Annotated in this window: 17 protein-coding genes and 1 other annotated feature; of the genes, 2 read left to right on the top strand and 15 right to left on the bottom strand. The window is 30.8% G+C overall.

The features are described from left to right. Positions 1-158: 158 nt before the first annotated feature. Positions 159-659 carry an anaerobic ribonucleoside-triphosphate reductase activating protein gene (nrdG, locus tag ACREV6_RS24045; RefSeq protein ID WP_431580575.1) on the bottom strand — a complete coding sequence of 167 codons (501 nt, stop codon included), beginning with the start codon at positions 657-659 and terminating at the stop codon, positions 159-161. Between the two features lie 89 nt (positions 660-748). Further along, complete coding sequence (gene nrdD / locus ACREV6_RS24040; RefSeq protein ID WP_431580574.1) at positions 749-2,857, bottom strand: anaerobic ribonucleoside-triphosphate reductase; 2,109 nt, start codon at positions 2,855-2,857, stop codon at positions 749-751. A gap of 568 nt (positions 2,858-3,425) precedes the next feature. Between nrdD and ACREV6_RS24035 the strand changes: the two genes are divergently transcribed. Together ACREV6_RS24035 and ACREV6_RS24030 are read left to right on the top strand one after the other, a co-directional pair. Next, on the top strand, positions 3,426-3,626 hold the full coding sequence (locus ACREV6_RS24035) for a cold-shock protein (protein ID WP_071611001.1): 201 nt from the start codon (positions 3,426-3,428) through the stop codon (positions 3,624-3,626). A gap of 215 nt (positions 3,627-3,841) precedes the next feature. Beyond that, entirely contained in the window at positions 3,842-4,021 is a 180-nt protein-coding gene (locus ACREV6_RS24030) for a hypothetical protein (RefSeq protein ID WP_431580573.1), read from the top strand. Positions 4,022-4,129: 108 nt separating this feature from the next. On the opposite strand, the gene ACREV6_RS24025 is transcribed toward ACREV6_RS24030, so the two are convergent. The 13 genes from ACREV6_RS24025 to ACREV6_RS23965 form a co-directional block, all read right to left on the bottom strand. After that, positions 4,130-4,963, bottom strand: coding sequence for a YhfM domain-containing protein (locus ACREV6_RS24025; RefSeq protein WP_431580572.1), 834 nt, complete (start codon positions 4,961-4,963; stop codon positions 4,130-4,132). A 66-nt stretch (positions 4,964-5,029) separates the two neighbouring features. Beyond that, a complete protein-coding gene (locus ACREV6_RS24020; protein ID WP_431580571.1) occupies positions 5,030-5,788 on the bottom strand; it encodes a prolipoprotein diacylglyceryl transferase in 759 nt (252 codons plus the stop codon). A 254-nt stretch (positions 5,789-6,042) separates the two neighbouring features. Further along, the gene (locus tag ACREV6_RS24015) at positions 6,043-6,627 is read right to left on the bottom strand and encodes a hypothetical protein (RefSeq protein ID WP_431580570.1); all 585 of its coding nucleotides are present in this window, start codon (positions 6,625-6,627) and stop codon (positions 6,043-6,045) included. Between the two features lie 111 nt (positions 6,628-6,738). Further along, positions 6,739-7,950: a DUF7922 domain-containing protein gene (locus ACREV6_RS24010; protein ID WP_431580569.1), complete on the bottom strand. Its 1,212-nt coding sequence runs from the start codon at positions 7,948-7,950 to the stop codon at positions 6,739-6,741. A gap of 77 nt (positions 7,951-8,027) precedes the next feature. After that, entirely contained in the window at positions 8,028-8,864 is an 837-nt protein-coding gene (gene rsmA, locus ACREV6_RS24005) for a 16S rRNA (adenine(1518)-N(6)/adenine(1519)-N(6))-dimethyltransferase RsmA (RefSeq protein WP_431580568.1), read from the bottom strand. Then, complete coding sequence (gene rnmV / locus ACREV6_RS24000) at positions 8,845-9,408, bottom strand: ribonuclease M5 (protein WP_431580578.1); 564 nt, start codon at positions 9,406-9,408, stop codon at positions 8,845-8,847. The genes rsmA and rnmV overlap by 20 nt, the downstream gene beginning before the upstream one ends. A gap of 199 nt (positions 9,409-9,607) precedes the next feature. After that, positions 9,608-10,648 carry a resuscitation-promoting factor gene (locus tag ACREV6_RS23995; RefSeq protein WP_431580567.1) on the bottom strand — a complete coding sequence of 347 codons (1,041 nt, stop codon included), beginning with the start codon at positions 10,646-10,648 and terminating at the stop codon, positions 9,608-9,610. A gap of 284 nt (positions 10,649-10,932) precedes the next feature. Continuing rightward, positions 10,933-11,700, bottom strand: a complete 768-nt coding sequence (locus ACREV6_RS23990; protein ID WP_431580577.1) for a TatD family hydrolase — start codon at positions 11,698-11,700, stop codon at positions 10,933-10,935. A gap of 68 nt (positions 11,701-11,768) precedes the next feature. Beyond that, complete coding sequence (locus tag ACREV6_RS23985; RefSeq protein WP_431580566.1) at positions 11,769-13,286, bottom strand: DUF445 family protein; 1,518 nt, start codon at positions 13,284-13,286, stop codon at positions 11,769-11,771. Positions 13,287-13,519: 233 nt separating this feature from the next. Further along, entirely contained in the window at positions 13,520-15,460 is a 1,941-nt protein-coding gene (gene metG / locus ACREV6_RS23980; protein ID WP_431580565.1) for a methionine--tRNA ligase, read from the bottom strand. 146 nt (positions 15,461-15,606) lie between these two features. Beyond that, positions 15,607-15,841 (bottom strand) — a binding site (T-box leader). A gap of 82 nt (positions 15,842-15,923) precedes the next feature. Continuing rightward, positions 15,924-17,588: a putative ABC transporter permease subunit gene (locus tag ACREV6_RS23975; protein ID WP_431580564.1), complete on the bottom strand. Its 1,665-nt coding sequence runs from the start codon at positions 17,586-17,588 to the stop codon at positions 15,924-15,926. After that, complete coding sequence (locus ACREV6_RS23970; protein ID WP_431580563.1) at positions 17,581-18,306, bottom strand: ABC transporter ATP-binding protein; 726 nt, start codon at positions 18,304-18,306, stop codon at positions 17,581-17,583. Before ACREV6_RS23970 ends, ACREV6_RS23975 begins: the two co-directional genes overlap by 8 nt. Positions 18,307-18,496: 190 nt before the next feature. Next, positions 18,497-18,964 (bottom strand): spore maturation protein, encoded by a 468-nt coding sequence (locus ACREV6_RS23965; RefSeq protein ID WP_431580576.1) that lies wholly within the window; start codon positions 18,962-18,964, stop codon positions 18,497-18,499. Between the last annotated feature and the right edge of the window lie 144 nt (positions 18,965-19,108).

Here is a 19,108-nt window from a genome sequence, read left to right as displayed (position 1 = left end):
CCCATACCATCACTCTCCTAACTTGATGTATTAAGTATAACAAAAAAACCCTACAAAGTAGAGTCAGTTAGTTTTGAGTCAAGTATGGCTCTTTTTTTAAACTGTCTACCTTATAGGGTCCATTATATTTTCAAATTTGAGGGCTTCTTTTTGTATATTTATTTATTCCATAATATAATTTTATTTTCTGAAATACTCTTTTGTACATCAATGACCCTCTGGTTTGCGGAGCCAGTATATTTACTAGCCTGGGTCTTTAATTCTTCATGAAATTTACCATCAATAAGTACATCTATACATTTTAGTAGCCCTAGCTTGTCTTTATCTTCACTATTTATTAACTCTTCAAAAGTGTATCCACTATAACACCAAATATTTAATTCATAGTCCCTTATTCCTTCTGACAATTTTGATAGTGCTAATGCACTTTCAAAAGGTTCTCCTCCTGAAAAAGTGACCCCTTTTATTATGGGCATATTCTTGTCTATTTTTTTCAAAATATCTCCTACTAAAACAGAATCACCATAATCAAAACTTTGCATAAGCTGATTTTGGCAACTTTCACAGTTATGCATGCAACCAGATACAAAGACTACAGCACGCATTCCCTCTCCATTAACTAATGAATTATCTAAAAACCCACCTATTTGAAGTTTCACTAAATACACCGCCTTTTATATGACAAAGTAAATGAAAATCATAAGCAATTGTATTAATACAATTGCTTATGATTTTAAACAGACTTTATTTAATAGACAGCTGTATGATTCTCAGTATGAGATATCCTATCTGCTCTCTCTGCTGTTTTTCCACTACCAAATCTTTCATCCAAACTTAAGTAACCTGTTACTCTTGAAATTCCTTGTATATTATGACTCCCACATTTGGTGCATTTTTGTACTCCACTTTGGAGATATGTTCCGCAGTCTTTACAATATCTTATATGAAAATTAATCCCTAAATAACTAATGTTTGTTTGCTTATATGCATAATCTAATATGTCCATTATAATTTCCCCTGTTGGGTAATCATCAAGTTCTATATAACTAATATGTCCACCATTACATAATTTATGGTAAGGTGCTTCAATATCTATTTTTCCCACAATGGATATTGGATATCCTACGGGAATATGATAACTATTTGTATAGTATTCCTTATCCGTAACCCCCGGAATTTCACCAAATACAGCCTTATCCTGAAGTATAAATTTACCACTTAGTCCTTCAGCTGGCGTTGCATAAGTGCTCCAATTAAGCTTAGTTTCCTCTATTAGCTTGTCAGTATACTTTCTTATATAGGATATTATTTCAACCCCTAATTTTCTCGACTCTTCGCATTCTCCATGATGTTTTCCTGTTATTGCTGCCACTGTTTCCGCAAGGCCTATGAAACCAATAGCCCATGATCCATTTTTCAAAATAGGTTCAATGGAATCATTAGGTGTTAATCCTTCACTTCCCATCATAAGACCTTGACCTGCTACGAAAGGTAAATCCTTAACCTTTAATTTTTTTAACACATTATATCTATGCATAAGTGCTTCCCTGCAAAGTTCTAATTTAACGTAAAGTAATTTATAAAACTTATCTACATTTCCCTTAGCTAATATGCCAAGTCTAGGAAGATTTACAGTTGCTGGCGCAATGTTTCCCCTGCCTTTTGTTCCTGCCTCTCCATTTACGTTAGAACAAACATAAGTCCGACATCCCATGGTAGCTGGTGTAATGCCTTGATCATAGTAAAATTTATTAAAATCAGCATCTAAATTCATAAAAGTAGGGTTCATTCTCTTGCTAGCAACCTTGCAAGCAAGCTTATATAAATAGTGATATGGATCAGTCTTCTCTCTATTTACTCCTTTTTTAACCCTAAAAATTATATTTGGAAATACTGGTTGTTCCCCTTTTCCAAGTCCTTTTTCGTATTCAATTAAGAATATTTCACATACTAGTGCTGCGTCTTTGGATTCTGGTATTCCAATATTCATTGAACTAAAAGGCACTTGTGATCCTGCTCTGCTATGCATTGTATTTAGGTTATATACTATACCCTGCATAGATTGTTCTATAGCTCTTCTTAATTTACGCTCTGCAAACGCATTGATTTTATTTTCATCTACACCCAGGTCTCTAATTTCTTGACGTATTTCTTGCCTTGTGTATTCTATAAATGCTGCCATATCATTATCAAAATCTGGATGTGACTGACCTCCAAACATATCGTTCTGTGTTGATTGAAGTAAAATACATGAAAGTTCCGCTGCAGACTCTATCCTTTTTGCTCTCCTTATATAGCCATAGCCTGTATTAAAACCTCTTTCTAAAACTTCTTTTGTTGGTATATGTAAACAATTTACGGTTAAATTGTAACTATCCAAATCATGGTAATATACGTCCCCATTTTCATGTGCTTTTGCTAAATGCTTAGGCATCATAGATAAATTATGCCATTTGTTAGATTCACTAGCAATTCTAAGTAATTTAGAACTAAAATTATTGCCCACATTAGCATTATCTCTATCTGTTTCTACTCCTATTTTTTCTATAGCTTTCATAAGGTCTGATTTTATTTCTCTAATCTTGTTACGTTCACGCCTATAATTAGAAAAAGCTACTCCTATAGGCTTATGACCATTTTCTAAAAGTTTATCTTCCACAATATTCTGTATTTCTTCCACAGAAAGTTGCTGTTTATCTAAATCCTCAATTCTTTCTAGCACCTTTTGAGTTAACTCTATAATTTCACTTTCTTTTAAATTAAAAGCTATCTCATCCGCAGCTCCCCTTATGGCATTGGTAATTTTTATTGAATCAAATTGAACCTCTCGTCCATCTCTTTTTACTACCTGTAGCATAACTAGGCCTCCCTAAACACAATATCTTGTACTTTGCTTATTATACTCTAGTAAAAATTTTATATCAATTTCAGAATTAACTTCTATCATATAATACGCCCATTTAGGTTTTGATTATCTCAATATCCTTTGGTTTTTTATCCTTATTCTCTTGTTGACATTATACTTTATCCTCTAAACTTATTTTTATTAATCTCTCCCTAAAAAAAAATTAAAAAAATAAAATAGTATAAAAAAAATATTAAAAGCCAAACTATATTTAGAACATAAAGCAACCACTATTAAAACTTTTAAGACTATTAAAACTATTATAAATAATATACTGTCTGGGTTAAAATAGTTTCATAAAAATAGCTAAACTATATGCATTTTAAATTATACAATAATATAATTTAGTAAATTGAGTTTAGAAGAATTTTTAGTAAATAAATAAATAAAATACACAATTATTTATTTTATTTTTGAAAAACTATTTAAAATTTTAGCAAAGTGTAGTATTATAATACTTATGTTACAAATGTTTTATGTTACAAATGTTACAAATTTTTTTATTCAGGAGGAAAGTTATATGAAAACAGGTACAGTTAAATGGTTTAATTCAGAAAAAGGGTTTGGATTCTTATCCGTAGAGGGAGAAGAAGATGTATTCGTACATTTTTCAGCTATTCAAGGAGACGGATATAAATCTTTAGAAGAAGGACAACAAGTTCAATTTGAAATAACTACTGGCGCTAGAGGCCCTCAAGCTTCAAACGTTACTAGATTATAATTCAAAATCTAAAGTAATCTATAATATACATCAATTATAGATAAAACACCTATCACATTGTGATAGGTGTTTTTTAGTTTATATCAATTATCAACAACCTTATGTACTTTGTTTTATTTATTTTATAAAAACATTATCACTTTCATGAATATAATAGCTATATTTGCTAAAACTATACAAGAGTTATTTATAGACTATGAAAGGATGTTTTCATAATGATTGGTAAAATAATAGATATGGACAATACAGATGCTTTTATAAATTTTTTAGATGGAACTACTGTGGATATATGTATTGCTCGTTTACCTAAAAATTCAAAAATAGGAGATACTATTGATTTAAATATAGCGTCTCCTACTAATATGAAAAACGATATAATGGAAAGCTTTTTCTAATAAAATCTAAACAATAAAAATCTGTATTTGTTTTCCAAATACAGATTTTTATTGTTTAGATATCCCAAAAATATAATAACATGATCACTTGATATATTTCAAGATGCCTTAAAATTTAGCAGGTTTTTTATCCTCGAAAGTTTCAATATTCCATAGTCCTTTATCATATTTAGCTACTACGTAATACACCTTTTCTTTCTCGCTAAGTGTAGTCTTAATTGTAGCAGAGGACTTGTAAATAGTAGCTTTATACCCTTCTGTTTTAATCTTTACTAACACATCATAACCTGTACTTTTACCTTTTACTAATACAGCATTATAATCATTTAGCAATTTACTTTTAAAGGATTCTAAATCAGTTGATAGTATAAATTTAGCTGCACTGTTATCTTCACTTATATCAAGGCCTATTTTTTTGCCCTTGCCCTCACCCTTTACATACTTATCTAGCACCTGTGAAATTGAATCATAATACACAGTTTTAAAATCTATTGGCTTTCTTATATTCCAAAAGTTTTGTATTATATCATTATCAATTCTTTTAGATACAATATAGCTCTTATCTAAACTGTACAAGTTAGCTCCATCTTTTTCATCCAACCCTGCTATATAGTTGAATTTATGAACTTTATCTACACCCTCATACATTTCAAATATATAATCAGACTCTAGTGTTGATTTTTCACTAACTTCCTTAGATGTTGATAAAATTTCATACAAATCCTTTATGGCTATTTCATCTGTAACCACGAATCTAAAGCTTTTATCCCTAGTACTTTGTATTATTATCTTTTTAATTCTACCCATCTTAATATATTCGAAATCATTATTTTTTAGTCCAAGCTTTACTTTAATTCCATCAAAGCTTTTACATCCCGTAAATATAAATGCAGCTATAATTATAAAAGAAAATATCAGGAGCCTATTTTTATTTTTATACATTTGTTATCCTCCTCGCTTTTCTCTTCTGGAAATAACTATTATCAATTATTATCCTAACTTTCAATGTTATTTCCATAATGTTTTCTTTATTCTCTCAAAATTAAATAATGCAATCCCAATAAGCACAATAAATAAACTTATAAATTGAGATGTAGAGAATATAAATACGTGCCCTCTAGGGTCATCTCTTAAATACTCTATAAAAAATCTGCCTATACTGTATATAATAAGATAAAGAGAAAATACTCTTCCTTTCTTTCTTTCTTTTCTATCATACCACAATAAAAAAAACGCCAACAAAAAATCAAATAGTGAGGAATATATTTGCGTTGGAATCACGTGCATATTTGCAGGTGCAAAAGGCGAATTTTTAAATTCGACTCCTATTGGTAGCGATGTAACCCTACCATAACAACATCCCGCCAGGAAACATCCTAACCTGCCAAATCCTTGTGCTAAGGGTAAACTTGGAATTACTAAGTCAAATACACTAAATATATCCCAGCCTTTTTTAACACTATAAAAATATACTGCCAGTATACCTCCAAAAATAGCTCCATAAATAACAAATCCATTTCCAATATTCTTTAATACTGATGGCTCATCTATTATATGTTTGATGTCCGTTATTATGTACAATAGTTTCCCACCTATTATCCCACAGATGATTGCTATTATAGCCATGTCCCAAATATTATCTTCATTGTACTGTTTTTTCTTACTTCTATAAGATAAAAGAAAAAGTGCTGAAATAATTCCTAGCATTATCATTAATCCGTAACCGTAAATTTTCACACCAAAAATTTGAAATAATACTAGCTTCATTTGTATGCCCCCCTATTAATAATAGCTATCCTTTTACATCGTAGATTTACTAGTTAATTGTCCGAAGATGCCTTAACACATTATTTAAGCTACCTAATGCAATAAAACATTAAGAGAAGCCATAATGCTCCTCTTAGTTAAAAACTCGTTAAAAGCTCGTTAAAGACGCTTTTTTCACCCATAATGTAGCTATGTATCCTTCTTCCAAAATAACATTAGCTAAATTATAATACTTTAAAAAGTATTAAGCAACTTTAATTAATTTTAAAAGTCTCTAATATACTTTCATAAATAGCTCCATAAGCCTCTTTAAAATTAACATCCCTTGTAAAAAATGAAAACCTATAAAATTCACTCCCATCATCAATAAAATATTCATAGGCCTTGTACCAATTATTATCAGTTACACTAATTAGGTATTGCACTAAATATGTTTTTTTACCATTTATAATAATACTGTCTAATTTATAATTCTTAATTACATTTTGCTCCTGAGATATTTTTTTACTGTTCTCTAAAAATGTTTTCAAATCCTGTTTATTCTTCCATACTTCTACAAATCCATGAATTATTGCATCCGATGATTGAAAATCATTGTGATATATAATTTCTCCACCGGAAAATTTTTTTTCTTTAGTTGTCCATCCTTCTGGTAATTTATAATTTACTTTTCCGTTTAGAGCAGCATAATCATTTAGCAAATTAATATTATGTTCCACAAGAATGGTAGTTTTTAACTGTTTATCAAATCCTTTTGATATCCTCAAAAGTGTTATCATAAGTCCCATTAGTATTACTATAATTCCAACTTTTTTTCTATTTATAAATATAACCCTCAATGTACCCCTCCGTATATTAATATCAATATACTATATGATACATATTAAAATAATATTAAAAAATTAAATGTGCCACTAAATTATTTAGTAGCACACTTAATTTCATATATATTATTTCTTTAAAGGAACAACAATTGTAGATTTTTTAAAATCATAAAACATCAGCCAATGTCCCATTTCATCATTCTTACTATTTGAAATCCAAGTTACAAAACCAGTTTTACCTCCATAGGGCTGATGAGCTTTAGCTCTGCTTCCAGGTATTCCATAAACAATATATTTCATTTTTCCAGCGGAGTCACATTTATATCCAAGCATAAAATATTTATGGTTTTTAATGTATGGATAGTAACAAATCATAGGATAATATGCTATTGTATACTTATTATAGTCACTGAAATCATACATGTTCTCTAAGCTACTTACAGGTATTTTGTACCATTTACACCATTTAATTTCTTTAGAAAAATTAGGTACTTCATCTAAACCTAGTGCTACAGTCTTAAAGAAATCTCCCATGGCACCTTTAGGATATTCACCTTTATCATAATCATCTTTCTTATCATGACACTTATCTTCTTCATCTTGTTTCTTATCCTTGTTTCTATTTCCGCCTAAAACATCTTCAAACTCTCTAGCCTCGGGCTCTTTAACTTCAGGCTCTCTATCTTCACATTCTTTGACTTCTGGCTCTTTAGCTTCAGGTTCTTTGGATTTAAGATTTCTAGTTTTAATCTCTTCCAATTCACCTATCGTTTCAACATCTTCAGCTTTGACGCGTCCTGAAGCCTCTACTTCATCACTTTTTATTTTAATTAATTCAATGTTTTGTTCATATTCATCAAATTCATTAATTATATCATCCGTTCTCGTCTCTTTGTTTTCATTTTTGACATCCGCGAGTTTATAGTTTCTCCATTCATTTGGTTTGTCTGTTGTTGAGAATCCACTCATTATTGAAACCACGTTGGTATCTAAAAATTTTACAATTGCAGCCCCAACAATCTTTTCAGCAGATATACCAGTGCCCCCTATATTTTCCATTTCGTATTCATTAGAAATGTCTACCCTACCATAGTCGTCTATGTTCAATTTACCCAGTTTTATAATTTTATTTACATCTTTTTTACCACATATTAAAATCATGTAATAAGGTTGTTTTTCTTTCCTTAGGTTTTGCACGTAGTATGAAATCTTACATTTATTATTTTTCATCTCTAACTTTGCATATCCAGAAGGAATTTTATCAGAGTCTAAAGAATAACCTTTTTCATCTTCTTGTAATATAATAAAGTACCTACTATAATTTTTTTTAGGTGTCACCTTCTTTTACCTCCATATAAAACTTATTCATTATACTATATGAAGTATATATTAGAAAGTGAACAACATTTGAAAATTTATTTTACAGACCCTATTTCGTCTGAAAGCAACGCAAATTCTTGAAGTGATAAGGTTTCCCCTCTTCTACCCGGATCAATGTTTGCTCTTTCAAAGCATTTTAGCAAGTTTTCTTTATCAATTCCTATATCTTTAAGACCATTCCACAATGTTTTCCTTCTCATATTAAAAGATTTTCTTACTATAGAAAAAAATAGGGCCTCGTCTTTAACCTTAACTTTAGGCTCCTTTAATCTATCTAATCTAATAACTATAGATTCTACCTTTGGCTGCGGTATAAATGCTGTTGGTGGCACTAATCGTAAAATTTTCGTATCACAATAGTATTGAACTAATATTGAAAAAGCCCCATAAGCCTTGCAATTTGGCTCAGAATCTATTCTTACCCCAACTTCTTTTTGTATCATTATAGTTAGTGATTTAAAATCATAACCTTTAGTAAGTAAGTTAACGATTATTGGAGTAGTGAGATAATAGGGTAAATTAGCCACGAGTTTTACGGATTTTTCATCTCCCATTAACTCATTAAAATCTACTTTAAGTGCATCCTTATGAATAAGCTCAAAATTATTGAAATCTTTAAGTTCCTCTTCTAAAATAGGAAAAAGTTTTTCATCCAATTCTATAGCACAAACACTTTTAGCTCTTTTTAAAAGCGCTCTAGTTAATGTTCCAAAACCTGGTCCTATTTCAATAACAAAATCTTCTTCATTAACCTCTGCCCCATCAACCACATCGTCGAGCACAGAGTCATCTATCAAAAAGTTTTGACCCAGACCTTTTTTAAACCTAAAATTATATTTCTTTGCAACCTCGCTAATAGTTAAATTTTCCATAATTCATCTCCTTATCTATTTCTTTAAGGGCCTCTATAAATTCTTCCTTTATAATCCCGTAATTGTTTAACCTAGTTATAAATTGTGATGAATTACCATATCCTATCCCTAATTTATTTCCTAAGGCATCCCGTCTTTCCTTTGCGCGGCTATCAGCTGTCAACTTAAAATATATCATATCCTGCACATTAAATTCTTTTCTTTTCTCCTGGACTTCAAATTTTGCAGCTTCAAGAGCTCTTAATATTGTTTCAGGTGATGCATTTTCAACACCAATATCTCCATCTTTAGTTCCTTCTTTTTGAGATATGTATGCATGTTTTACATTAGCTACTCTTTTAGAAATAATTCTTCTTATTTTTTCTCCAGCAAAATCTGGATCAGTAAAGATTATTACACCTTTTCGCTTTTGAGCTTCTCTTATTTTGTTAATTATCTTTTCGTTGATTCCAAAACCACTTACAGAAATCAGTTCAGCATCTACTGCCCTTTTAACCGCTGTAACATCATCTCTTCCTTCAACTACTATTACTTCTTTAATCATATTATTATTCATATTATCCTCCATACTATACTATTGTAAGGCACTTACTATTATATATTAATAAAAAAGAAAGATATCCTTTAGTATTTCTTTTTATTGCTGTATCTATAATATCATTTTACTTATTAATAGTGAACACTATTAATAGTGAACACTAATTATTAGTGACCTGTAAAGCAAAAAAAAGGAGCTAATGCTCCTACTTTAAAATATATACATCTACATTACGTGATCCCCAGTCCCACATTTCATCACTGGAATGGAAATATAAATCTATTATATTACCCTTTATAGCTCCACCTACATCTTCTGCAATGGCATATCCATAGCCATCTACCCAAACTTTGCTTCCCATTGGTATAACCCTAGGATCCACAGCTATAGTACTATAGCCATCAGGATTTCTTTTTGCTCTTGCCCCTGTGGAAGTTATACCTAAGTAAGGATCGTCAGGACCTTTACTTGTGCAATTATAATCAGCAGTATATGCTGTTGCCCTAACCTTAATCTTCTTAGTATAACGAATGTCACCTCCGCGGGATGGAGTATATACATTAACAGTACCTAGTGCAACTATTTGTTTAACCGGCTGTGATTTAATTTTTTCACTTACTAAATTTCTAGATACCTCTTTGCCATTTTCATAGACAATAGATGAAGTAATAACCTTTAGGCCTACTTTTCCCGGTTGAACAACTTTTTTTACACCCTTATTCATTTCATTGCTACTTTTAAATTCAGTTGCAAAGTCAATCGCTTTAGTTTCTTGAAGAATATCAGTGTTTACTCTTGTTATTTGTACTTGTAACCCTGATTTTAGCGAATTACTTTTTAATGGGATAATCTTATCTTCATCCTTTAATACAATATTTTCTGCTTTCAGCATATCTGCTACTGTATTTTCAGCAGTTTGAATATTCAGTTCTTTCCCATCAACTTTTACTTTAACATTTACAGCTTTTTTTATATATATTTTGTCTCCGTCTTTTACTTCACTGTCTAAACTAACTGTAATTTGATCTTTTGCCCCTAGTGCTATATTATTAGTTTTTAGTATTTGATTAACATTACTTTTTAGTGTTATAACTTGTATGGATTTACCATCAACAATAACAGATATAACTTTTTTCATGTTAAATATAGTCACCGTAATACATGTTAATAACAGCATTACTACAAAAACTGTCTTGGGCCCATTTGAAAAATAGTACTTCAAATTATTTTTCACGTTTTTCATCATAGAGATTCCCTCCCTTAGTCAAGAGTACTTGGGTATTATACCTTGAAGCAAGAAATATGTCAAATTTTAAACCCACCACTCTTAGTTTTGACTGTTAATGCATCATTGTGCATACAATTATAATATTAAATTATAATTTCAAAATAAAACAACTAATCCAGTCTTTCAGGGTAAATTAGTAAAATAGTATTTACCATTAAAATTATATGTGCTTTACATAATTTTAATTACATATATGTATATTTATATTTTTTCCAATAAATAGAATTAATAATCATTTTACACTATTTATTTATTTTTAGCAAGCTTTTAATGTTATAAATTGTTATATTTTCAATTTCTTGTATGGTATTTCCCTTGATTTCTGATATCTTTTCAATTATGTATTTAATATAAGGGGATTCATTTCTTTTACCTCTATTTGGTTCTGGTGTCATGTATGGACAATCCGTTTCTACAAGTATCCTATCCATTGGTACAACTTTTGCAACCTCCCCTATTCTTTTTGCATTTTTAAAGGTTATAACCCCAGTAAACCCTATATAATATCCGAGTTTTAAACATTCCTGGGCAAATTCAACACTTCCTGAGAAGCAATGAACGGTACCTATAACCTCTGGAAATTGTTTTAATATTTCTAAAGTATCACTATGAGCATCTCTATCATGGATAACCACTGGTAATTTTAGTTCCCTTGCAAGCTCCATTTGAAGTTTAAATGCCGCCTTTTGAATATCTCTAGGTGGATTTTCTTCATAATAATAATCTAATCCTATTTCTCCTATAGCTCTAACCTTTGGATTTTGCGCTAAATTTCTTAATTCTTCAATAATTTCCTCATTAACAATATTTGCATACTCAGGATGTATTCCTACTGCCGAATATATAAAATCATATTTTCCGGATAATTCTACTGACATTCTTGCGCCTTCCAGTGATGCGCCACAGTTTAAAACCCCTATTACACCTTTGTCCTTTAATCCAAGTATTACTTTTTCTCTATCTTCATTAAAAGACTCATCATCATAATGTGCATGTGAATCAAATATCATAATAAACACTGTAATTAAACTCAATTATTAAAAAGTTTAATTACAGTTTTCACCTTCCTTTCATTATTTTACAGTGAACCCAATATAGGAGACAATAACCCCATAATTGCACCCAGTACCGCTCCGAGCCTTGTTATAGCATTTAGCTCTTTGCTAGCAATATCTAGTATAATTTTTTCTGAAAAAGCTACATCAAATTCATTGATTTTATCTTCAACTATCTTAGCTATATCTAAGACTTCAATTACGTCAGCTGCCTTATTCTCTATAAATTTATTGTATAACTCTTTAACTACTTTAGAAATGGACTTAGATAATTTATCCCCTTCACCCTCAAATATTGATTTCATCTCTACATTTAGCAATCTATTAATAATTACTGAAACTATTTCTGCTATTTTTATTTTTACAGAATTGCTTTCTGCCATAGCTTCTATACGACCCTTTATAATCTTTTCTATCTCATTTTTATAATTTATACCTGATTTTTCAAGCATCGCCTCAATAGATACATAACTATTAAACTTATCCTCAAGCTTATCTAAGGTATTTCTAATAAGTTTTTCATCTACAACCTCTGTAGTAAGTAACTTAATTAAAGGCTTTATGCCATCATGAATTCCTTCTTTAGAAAATTCAGAGAATAGGCTAGAAACTGAACTCTTCAAAAATTTATCTATTATATCATTAATCATTAATGCAATATCATTATGGTTTTCGTCTTCATCTAAGAACTCATTTATACCCGTAACAACTTTTTCATAAGTGCTGTCAGCATTCACAAACATTGCTACCATAGGATTTAGTTTAGTTGTTATTGTTTCTCCTACAATTTGTCTCAATTTCTTTTTAGTCTTTTCTTCCTTCATCATTCTCTTTATTGCCATGGAAATATCATATCTTTTGCCATAAACATATACTTTTATATTATCTGTTATCCCTTTAGGTATAACATCTTCAAAGTTCTTATCTAAAACCTTTAGCCCATTTACTTTTTCTTCTAGTATATTTTCAATTTCCCCATAAAATTTTTCTGTATCTTTATACTCAATAGCCACATCTAACACTTTGTTTTTTATTGAATTATATAACTCGCTTTGACAAATGACTCCTGGTGTAGTCGCTAATTCTAACATTATTTGCCCATTTGCATATGTACCAATAGCTTGTTTAACTCCTTCTTCATTTATATAATCAATAAATAATTTAGAAATATTACTGTTGGTATTTTGTATAAAATCACAATATTCATCGCCGAGTAAAGCCTTTATCTCATTTTCTACTGTATCTTGACTATTCTCTATATCAGAAATTTTACTTTGCACCCAAAAGTCTAATTGTTCATTCATATTTTCACTGCACAATGACTGCAGAATTGTTTCCTTTGTCAAAAGATGTTGCCCTATAGACTCACCTACACTTTTAGCAATTCTAGACTTTTCTTTTGGAATAAGACCTGGAGTAAATGGAACTTTAAATTTACCAATTCTAATTTCTTTATGTGGCTTAAACAACATTTTTATAGCTAACCAGTTGGTTATGTACCCGATAATAGCTCCAACTAAGGAACCAATAAGAAATTTCATATTATTTTACCCCCTTGTAGTTCTTTGTAGTACAAAACAATTATTAATTGTTTTGCCCTTTGTAGTTCTCTGAAATAGTCACAATTACTAATTATAAATCTAACCTTCACAAAATTCAATAGACTGTTTTATTTTAAACAAGGTACAATCAATCTTAATCTTCGATGCTACAATATAATTAAATATAAAAGCATGAAGCCAATTTAGTAGCACTTCATGCTTTCTTATTAGAATTACCTTACTATACTTCCAGTAGGTAACTCACCTGGTATTGATACTGCAAATAGCTTGCTATCGTCCTGCGTAGCTGCTGCAATTATCATTCCCTGGGATAATTCACCTCTAAGTGTAACAGGCTTTAAATTAGCCACTAATACTACATACTTTCCAATTAAATCTTCTGGTTTATAGTTTTGAGCTATTCCTGAAACTACCTGCCTTATTTCTCCACCTAAATCTACTTTTAACTTTAGAAGCTTTTTGGATTTCTTCATTGGCACGCATTCTAATACTTTAACAACTCTCATATCTATTTTTTCAAAATCTTCTATAGTAATTTCTTCTTTTATTTTCTCCATAGTAGGTTTTTGTGCTGCTTTCCTAGTCTCTTCTACAAGTTTGTTAAGTTCTTCTATTTTAGCTTCCACATCTATTCTTGGGAACATTACTTCACCTTTATTAACTTTTGTTCCTGCAATCGTTCCATTGAAGGATGATAAGCTATCCCAAGTAGCTACCTCTACATTTAGTTGAAGGTTTATTTTGCCACTTGTAGTTGGTAAAAATGCTGATATTAACACTGATGTCATTCTTAAGGATTCTGCTAAATTGTACAATACTGTACCTAGTCTTCCCTTTTGAGTATCATCCTTTCCAAGTATCCATGGAGTTGTTTCATCTACATACTTGTTAGTTCGTCTTATAAGCGCCCAAACATGGTCCAATGCTTCAGGTATTTTTAACTCATCAATAGCTTTTTCTACTTTTCCTGGTGCTGCAAGTGCTAGTTCTATAAGTTCATTATCAACATCTGCTGTATCTTTAGGCACTGGAATAATTCCATCAAAATATTTTTCTATCATTGTTACAGTTCTTGATAATAAATTTCCTAAATCATTAGCCAGGTCTGAATTTGTTTTCTTTATAAATATTTCACTAGTAAATGTTCCATCAGAACCAAATGGTATTTCATGAAGTAAGTAGTATCTTACAGCATCCACTCCAAAATGATTAACTAATACTACGGGGTCTACTACATTCCCTCTAGATTTTGCCATTCTTACTCCACCATCAACAAGAAGCCATCCATGACCAAATACCTGTTTAGGGAGAGGTAGCTCTAATGCCATTAGCATAATTGGCCAATAGATAGTATGAAATCTTAGTATATCCTTGCCTATTAAATGCACATCTGCCGGCCAGAATTTTTCATAAAGAGAAGTGTCCTCTCCATTATATCCTAGAGCCGTTATATAGTTAGATAAGGCATCTACCCATACATATATAACATGGCCTGGATCAAATTCCACTGGTATACCCCAATTAAAGGTTGTTCTTGAAACGCATAAATCTTGAAGACCTGGTCTTAAGAAGTTATTTAACATTTCATTTTTTCTTGATTCTGGTTGAATAAACTCTGGATGAGATTCAATGTACTCTATCAGTCTGTCAGCATATTTTGACATTTTGAAGAAATATGCTTCTTCCTTTGCCTTTTCTACTGGTCTTCCACAATCAGGACATTTTCCATCTACGGCTTGGGTTTCTGTCCAAAAAGATTCACAAGGAGTGCAGTACCAACCTTCATATGCACCTTTGTATATGTCTCCCTGATCGTACAACTGCTTAAATAGTTTTTGAACAGCCTTTTTATGATAATCATCTGTAGTTCTTATAAATTTATCATAACTTATATCCATCATTTTCCATAACTCTTGTATACCTGCTACTATTTCATCTACATAGGCTTTTGGAGTAACCCCTTTTTCCTGCGCTATTGTTTGAATCTTTTGACCGTGCTCATCTGTTCCTGTTAAGAACATTACATCATAGCCTGTAAGTCTCTTAAATCTAGCAATTGCATCCGCCGCAACTGTTGTATAGGTATTCCCTATGTGCAAATTTGCTGATGGATAATAAATTGGTGTAGTAATGTAATAAGTTTTTTTAGTCATAGTTTTCTCCTACCTCTCATACTTAAAATTATTTATAGTTGTTGATTTTAGCCACAATAAAATATATTGTTTTTGTTATAGTGATCCCCAAACATTAGAATTTTCTAGGGAATAAAAAAAAGTCTCTAAACAGAAAAACCTTTCTGTTTAGAGACGTATTAACGTTTTACCACTCTAATTCATCTTTATATCACTATAAAAATCTCACTTAGTGACCATCATCACCTGTCAATATAACGGTTGCGCCCGTATTATCCTAATAATTAAATTCAGATAATCAGCTTAAAGACCATGTTCATAAGCTGGCCTGCTACTGATTTTCACCTATCTCAGCTCTCTTTTAGCATTTAAGCTTATTACTCTTCTCATCATTGCATTTGTTTAATGATAATTATATTGCAAATAAATCACTATGTCAACATTTTATCCTAAAATCCTAAAATTATACTTAGAGCATAATATTTTATGATTCTATTTTTTTTAACATTTTTACGCCTTTTGTACCTAGTAGATAATATAGCAGTAAATCCAAAATCCCATATGAACCTACTATTAAGGCAAATACAATCCATTTAGTTAGTTCAAAGTTAATAATTATAAATACCGTAAGCCCACCTAAAGCTATGCAAATAATCATACTAATCATAACGTTAAAGTTTCGCTTTACTGCCTCCTGCTCTGTATCCCACTGAAGTTTCGGAAAATTCAAATCAATAAATATCCCTATAAAGGATGTAAATAGTATTCCTAAAAAACCAACTATAATCATTAATAAAACTAAATCCAATGGCAATTTAAGTAATACCAACGCAACTATACTTATCATAAGCATCCCAGCTACTCCGAGTACTACTGCAGCTAATGCCTTTGCCATAAGCTGATCTTTATATTTCATAGGTATATATTTTAACATAAATAGATTTTTACCTTCTCTTGATATTGCTGTAGTAGCAATAGCATTACTACAAGAGGAAAAAATCATAAATGCAAAGAAAGCGCCTAATGTTATTCCTGTACTCTTACCACCTTGTAAAAACCCAGATAATTGCTTAAGTTGCCCTGAACCTCCCTTTTGAGCGAAAATTGGTATAAGTAAAAATATAGGCCATAAAAAATTCATAAGTACACAATTCATAAAATAAATTGGCGTTCTAAATAAAATCTTTAATTCTTTTAATATATATATCTTTTGAGAAGAATTTTGTGTTGTATTTTTTATAAGCTCGTTACTACTAAGAGTTTTTCTCTTTGAGGATGTTTCAGATACCCCCATAACCCCTTTAAAATACAATGCTTGACCTAATATTATAAATATCATTAATGCAGCTACTGTTACAACTATAAATAATATTAAATTAATAATACCCTTAACATTACTAGTATTAATTAAACTGTTTACAGCTATCTTAGTACTTGGAAACATCTTTGTAGCCAAATCAACTAGGGAGTTGTTTCCTTTTGAAAACATTTCAGTAATTTCTGCTCCGCTTAAATCTTGTGAAAACTTTTGGATATATATGTTCATTCCTACACCAAATACCATAGCTATAAGTCCACCTACTAATCTAAACCTATCCTTATTTTTTGCAATATTAGTAAATCTCATTATAATCATATTAATTACAGAGGCAATTACTAGTGGAACTATAGGCAAAAGTAAAAATATAATAACTCCATAAACATAATACAATACCCCTCCACCGCTCTTTATCCCATAAGCAATTAGTGTAGGCGCAAAAAATATAATTTCTGTCAGGTATTCATAAATTAATACTACAGCAAATTTAGCCCCCATGATGTGCCAAGGCTTAAAAGGTAGTGGTAATAAATTTTCTACATCCATAGAAAAATAAAATACACTCATAGCATAAAAAATACCAAAGAAGAAAATAACAACACTAACAATAGATAGTCCAAATCCCAATATAATTGCTTCTTGTCCAATTTGATGTAATGCATCATAGGCCGTAAATATAAACTCTCCAAACATTATTGCCATAGGTGTGAATGCTAGTACTAAAAGCAGTCCAAGCAATAGCCCTTTTATTTTCTTTTTATTTTTCTTGCTACTAGATGATCCAGTTCCTGTTTTTAATAGCACCTTAGTTAGCGCTATAAATTTACTCATTTTCAGTCATCTCCAAGAAGATTTTTTCAAGGGACCCGCTGGCTTTAAAATGTTCCCTTAGTTCATCTAGTGTTCCACAGAATAATATTTTCCCCTTGTTTATTACAGCAACCCTATCACATAGTTTTTCAGCTACTTCTAGAACATGAGTTGAGAAAAATACACTTTTCCCATTATTTGCATGTTCCTTCATCATTTCTTTTAAAACATAGGAAGATTTGGGATCAAGCCCCGTCATTGGCTCATCTAAAATCCAAACTTCTGGCTCATGAATGAGTACACCCATAATGATTATTTTTTGTCTCATACCATGAGAATAACTTTGAATTTGGTCTGTTAACGCATTGCTCATTTCAAATCTATTTCCTAAGGCTTCGACTCTTTCTTTTCTAAGGTTACTAGGTACATCATAAATATCCGCCATAAAGTTCAAATACTCAATACCTTTAAGTCTTAAGAACATGTCCGGATTATCTGGTACAAATCCAAATTGTTTTTTAGCCTCTAAATCATTTTTTTCTATATCAATTCCATTGATAGTGATTTTTCCGCTATCGGCACTTAATATACCCGTAATCATTTTTATAGTAGTAGTTTTACCTGCTCCATTTGGACCTAAAAATCCAAATATTTCCCCATCTCTTATAGTTAGACTTATGTTGTCTACGGCTTTATTCTTGCCGTTATAACTTTTGTTTACATTTGTAATTTCAATCATATCTTAACCCTCCCACTATTCCATAAGAGTAGACAACAATTGTTATCTACTCTTATGATATGTTTTTTTAGCTTACTAATTTTTTAGCAAACTAATATACACATTAACATTATCATACTTTCTCTTTTTTTACAATATATTCTATACCCATCCCCTTAATGTGTATATTTTGTATTTTCCTGAAATTCTACTAAAAGAAAAACTTGGCTAAGTTAACCGCCATTATAATTGCTGTAATATCTGCTAGTATAGCTGCCACTAATGTGTGTCTAATTTTCTTTATACTTACTGCTCCAAAATATACTGTCAAGGTATAAAAGATGGTTTCCGTGGAGCCCATTATTATAGATGCCACGAGTCCTATGTAACTATCTGCACCATATTGTTTTATGATATCAGTAAATACTCCCAGGGCTCCACTTCCTGAAAGGGGTTTTATTAAAACTAAAGGGACAACCTCTGGTGGAAGGCCAATAAACATAACAACTGGTTTTACCAAATAAATAAATAAGTCTAAAGCACCGGAAGCCCTAAATACATTAACAGCTATAATCATAGCTAGAAGGTATGGAAAAATTCTAAGACAAATGCTTATTCCATCCTTTGCGCCTTCAACAAAGCACTCGTATACCTTTACTTTCTTAATAACTCCATACATTACTACAAATCCAATGATAATTGGAATTATTCCCTTTAAAATATATGATAGTAAATTACCTACAATCACTCTATTTCACCTACCCCATTTAAATTTCAATATCAATTTTTAATATTTTTACATTAAATCATTATCCTCGCAGCT

It is taken from the genome of Clostridium sp., assembly GCF_050717515.1.
Lineage (GTDB): Bacteria > Bacillota > Clostridia > Clostridiales > Clostridiaceae > Clostridium_AD.
Note: the sequence above shows the minus strand (reverse complement) of the source record. Positions and strands in the feature narration are given on the sequence as shown.

Bases quoted from the DNA above. Each gene is read 5' to 3' on its own strand.
- nrdD (WP_431580574.1), bottom strand. From the start codon at position 2,857: ATGCTACAGGTAGTAAAAAGAGATGGACGAGAGGTTCAATTTGATTCA.
- ACREV6_RS24035 (WP_071611001.1), top strand. From the start codon at position 3,426: ATGAAAACAGGTACAGTTAAATGGTTTAATTCAGAAAAAGGGTTTGGA.
- ACREV6_RS24030 (WP_431580573.1), top strand. From the start codon at position 3,842: ATGATTGGTAAAATAATAGATATGGACAATACAGATGCTTTTATAAAT.
- ACREV6_RS24025 (WP_431580572.1), bottom strand. From the start codon at position 4,963: ATGTATAAAAATAAAAATAGGCTCCTGATATTTTCTTTTATAATTATA.
- ACREV6_RS24020 (WP_431580571.1), bottom strand. From the start codon at position 5,788: ATGAAGCTAGTATTATTTCAAATTTTTGGTGTGAAAATTTACGGTTAC.
- rsmA (WP_431580568.1), bottom strand. From the start codon at position 8,864: ATGGAAAATTTAACTATTAGCGAGGTTGCAAAGAAATATAATTTTAGG.
- rnmV (WP_431580578.1), bottom strand. From the start codon at position 9,408: ATGATTAAAGAAGTAATAGTAGTTGAAGGAAGAGATGATGTTACAGCG.
- ACREV6_RS23995 (WP_431580567.1), bottom strand. From the start codon at position 10,648: ATGATGAAAAACGTGAAAAATAATTTGAAGTACTATTTTTCAAATGGG.
- ACREV6_RS23990 (WP_431580577.1), bottom strand. From the start codon at position 11,700: ATGATATTTGATTCACATGCACATTATGATGATGAGTCTTTTAATGAA.
- ACREV6_RS23985 (WP_431580566.1), bottom strand. From the start codon at position 13,286: ATGAAATTTCTTATTGGTTCCTTAGTTGGAGCTATTATCGGGTACATA.
- metG (WP_431580565.1), bottom strand. From the start codon at position 15,460: ATGACTAAAAAAACTTATTACATTACTACACCAATTTATTATCCATCA.
- ACREV6_RS23975 (WP_431580564.1), bottom strand. From the start codon at position 17,588: ATGAGTAAATTTATAGCGCTAACTAAGGTGCTATTAAAAACAGGAACT.
- ACREV6_RS23970 (WP_431580563.1), bottom strand. From the start codon at position 18,306: ATGATTGAAATTACAAATGTAAACAAAAGTTATAACGGCAAGAATAAA.
- ACREV6_RS23965 (WP_431580576.1), bottom strand. From the start codon at position 18,964: ATGTATGGAGTTATTAAGAAAGTAAAGGTATACGAGTGCTTTGTTGAA.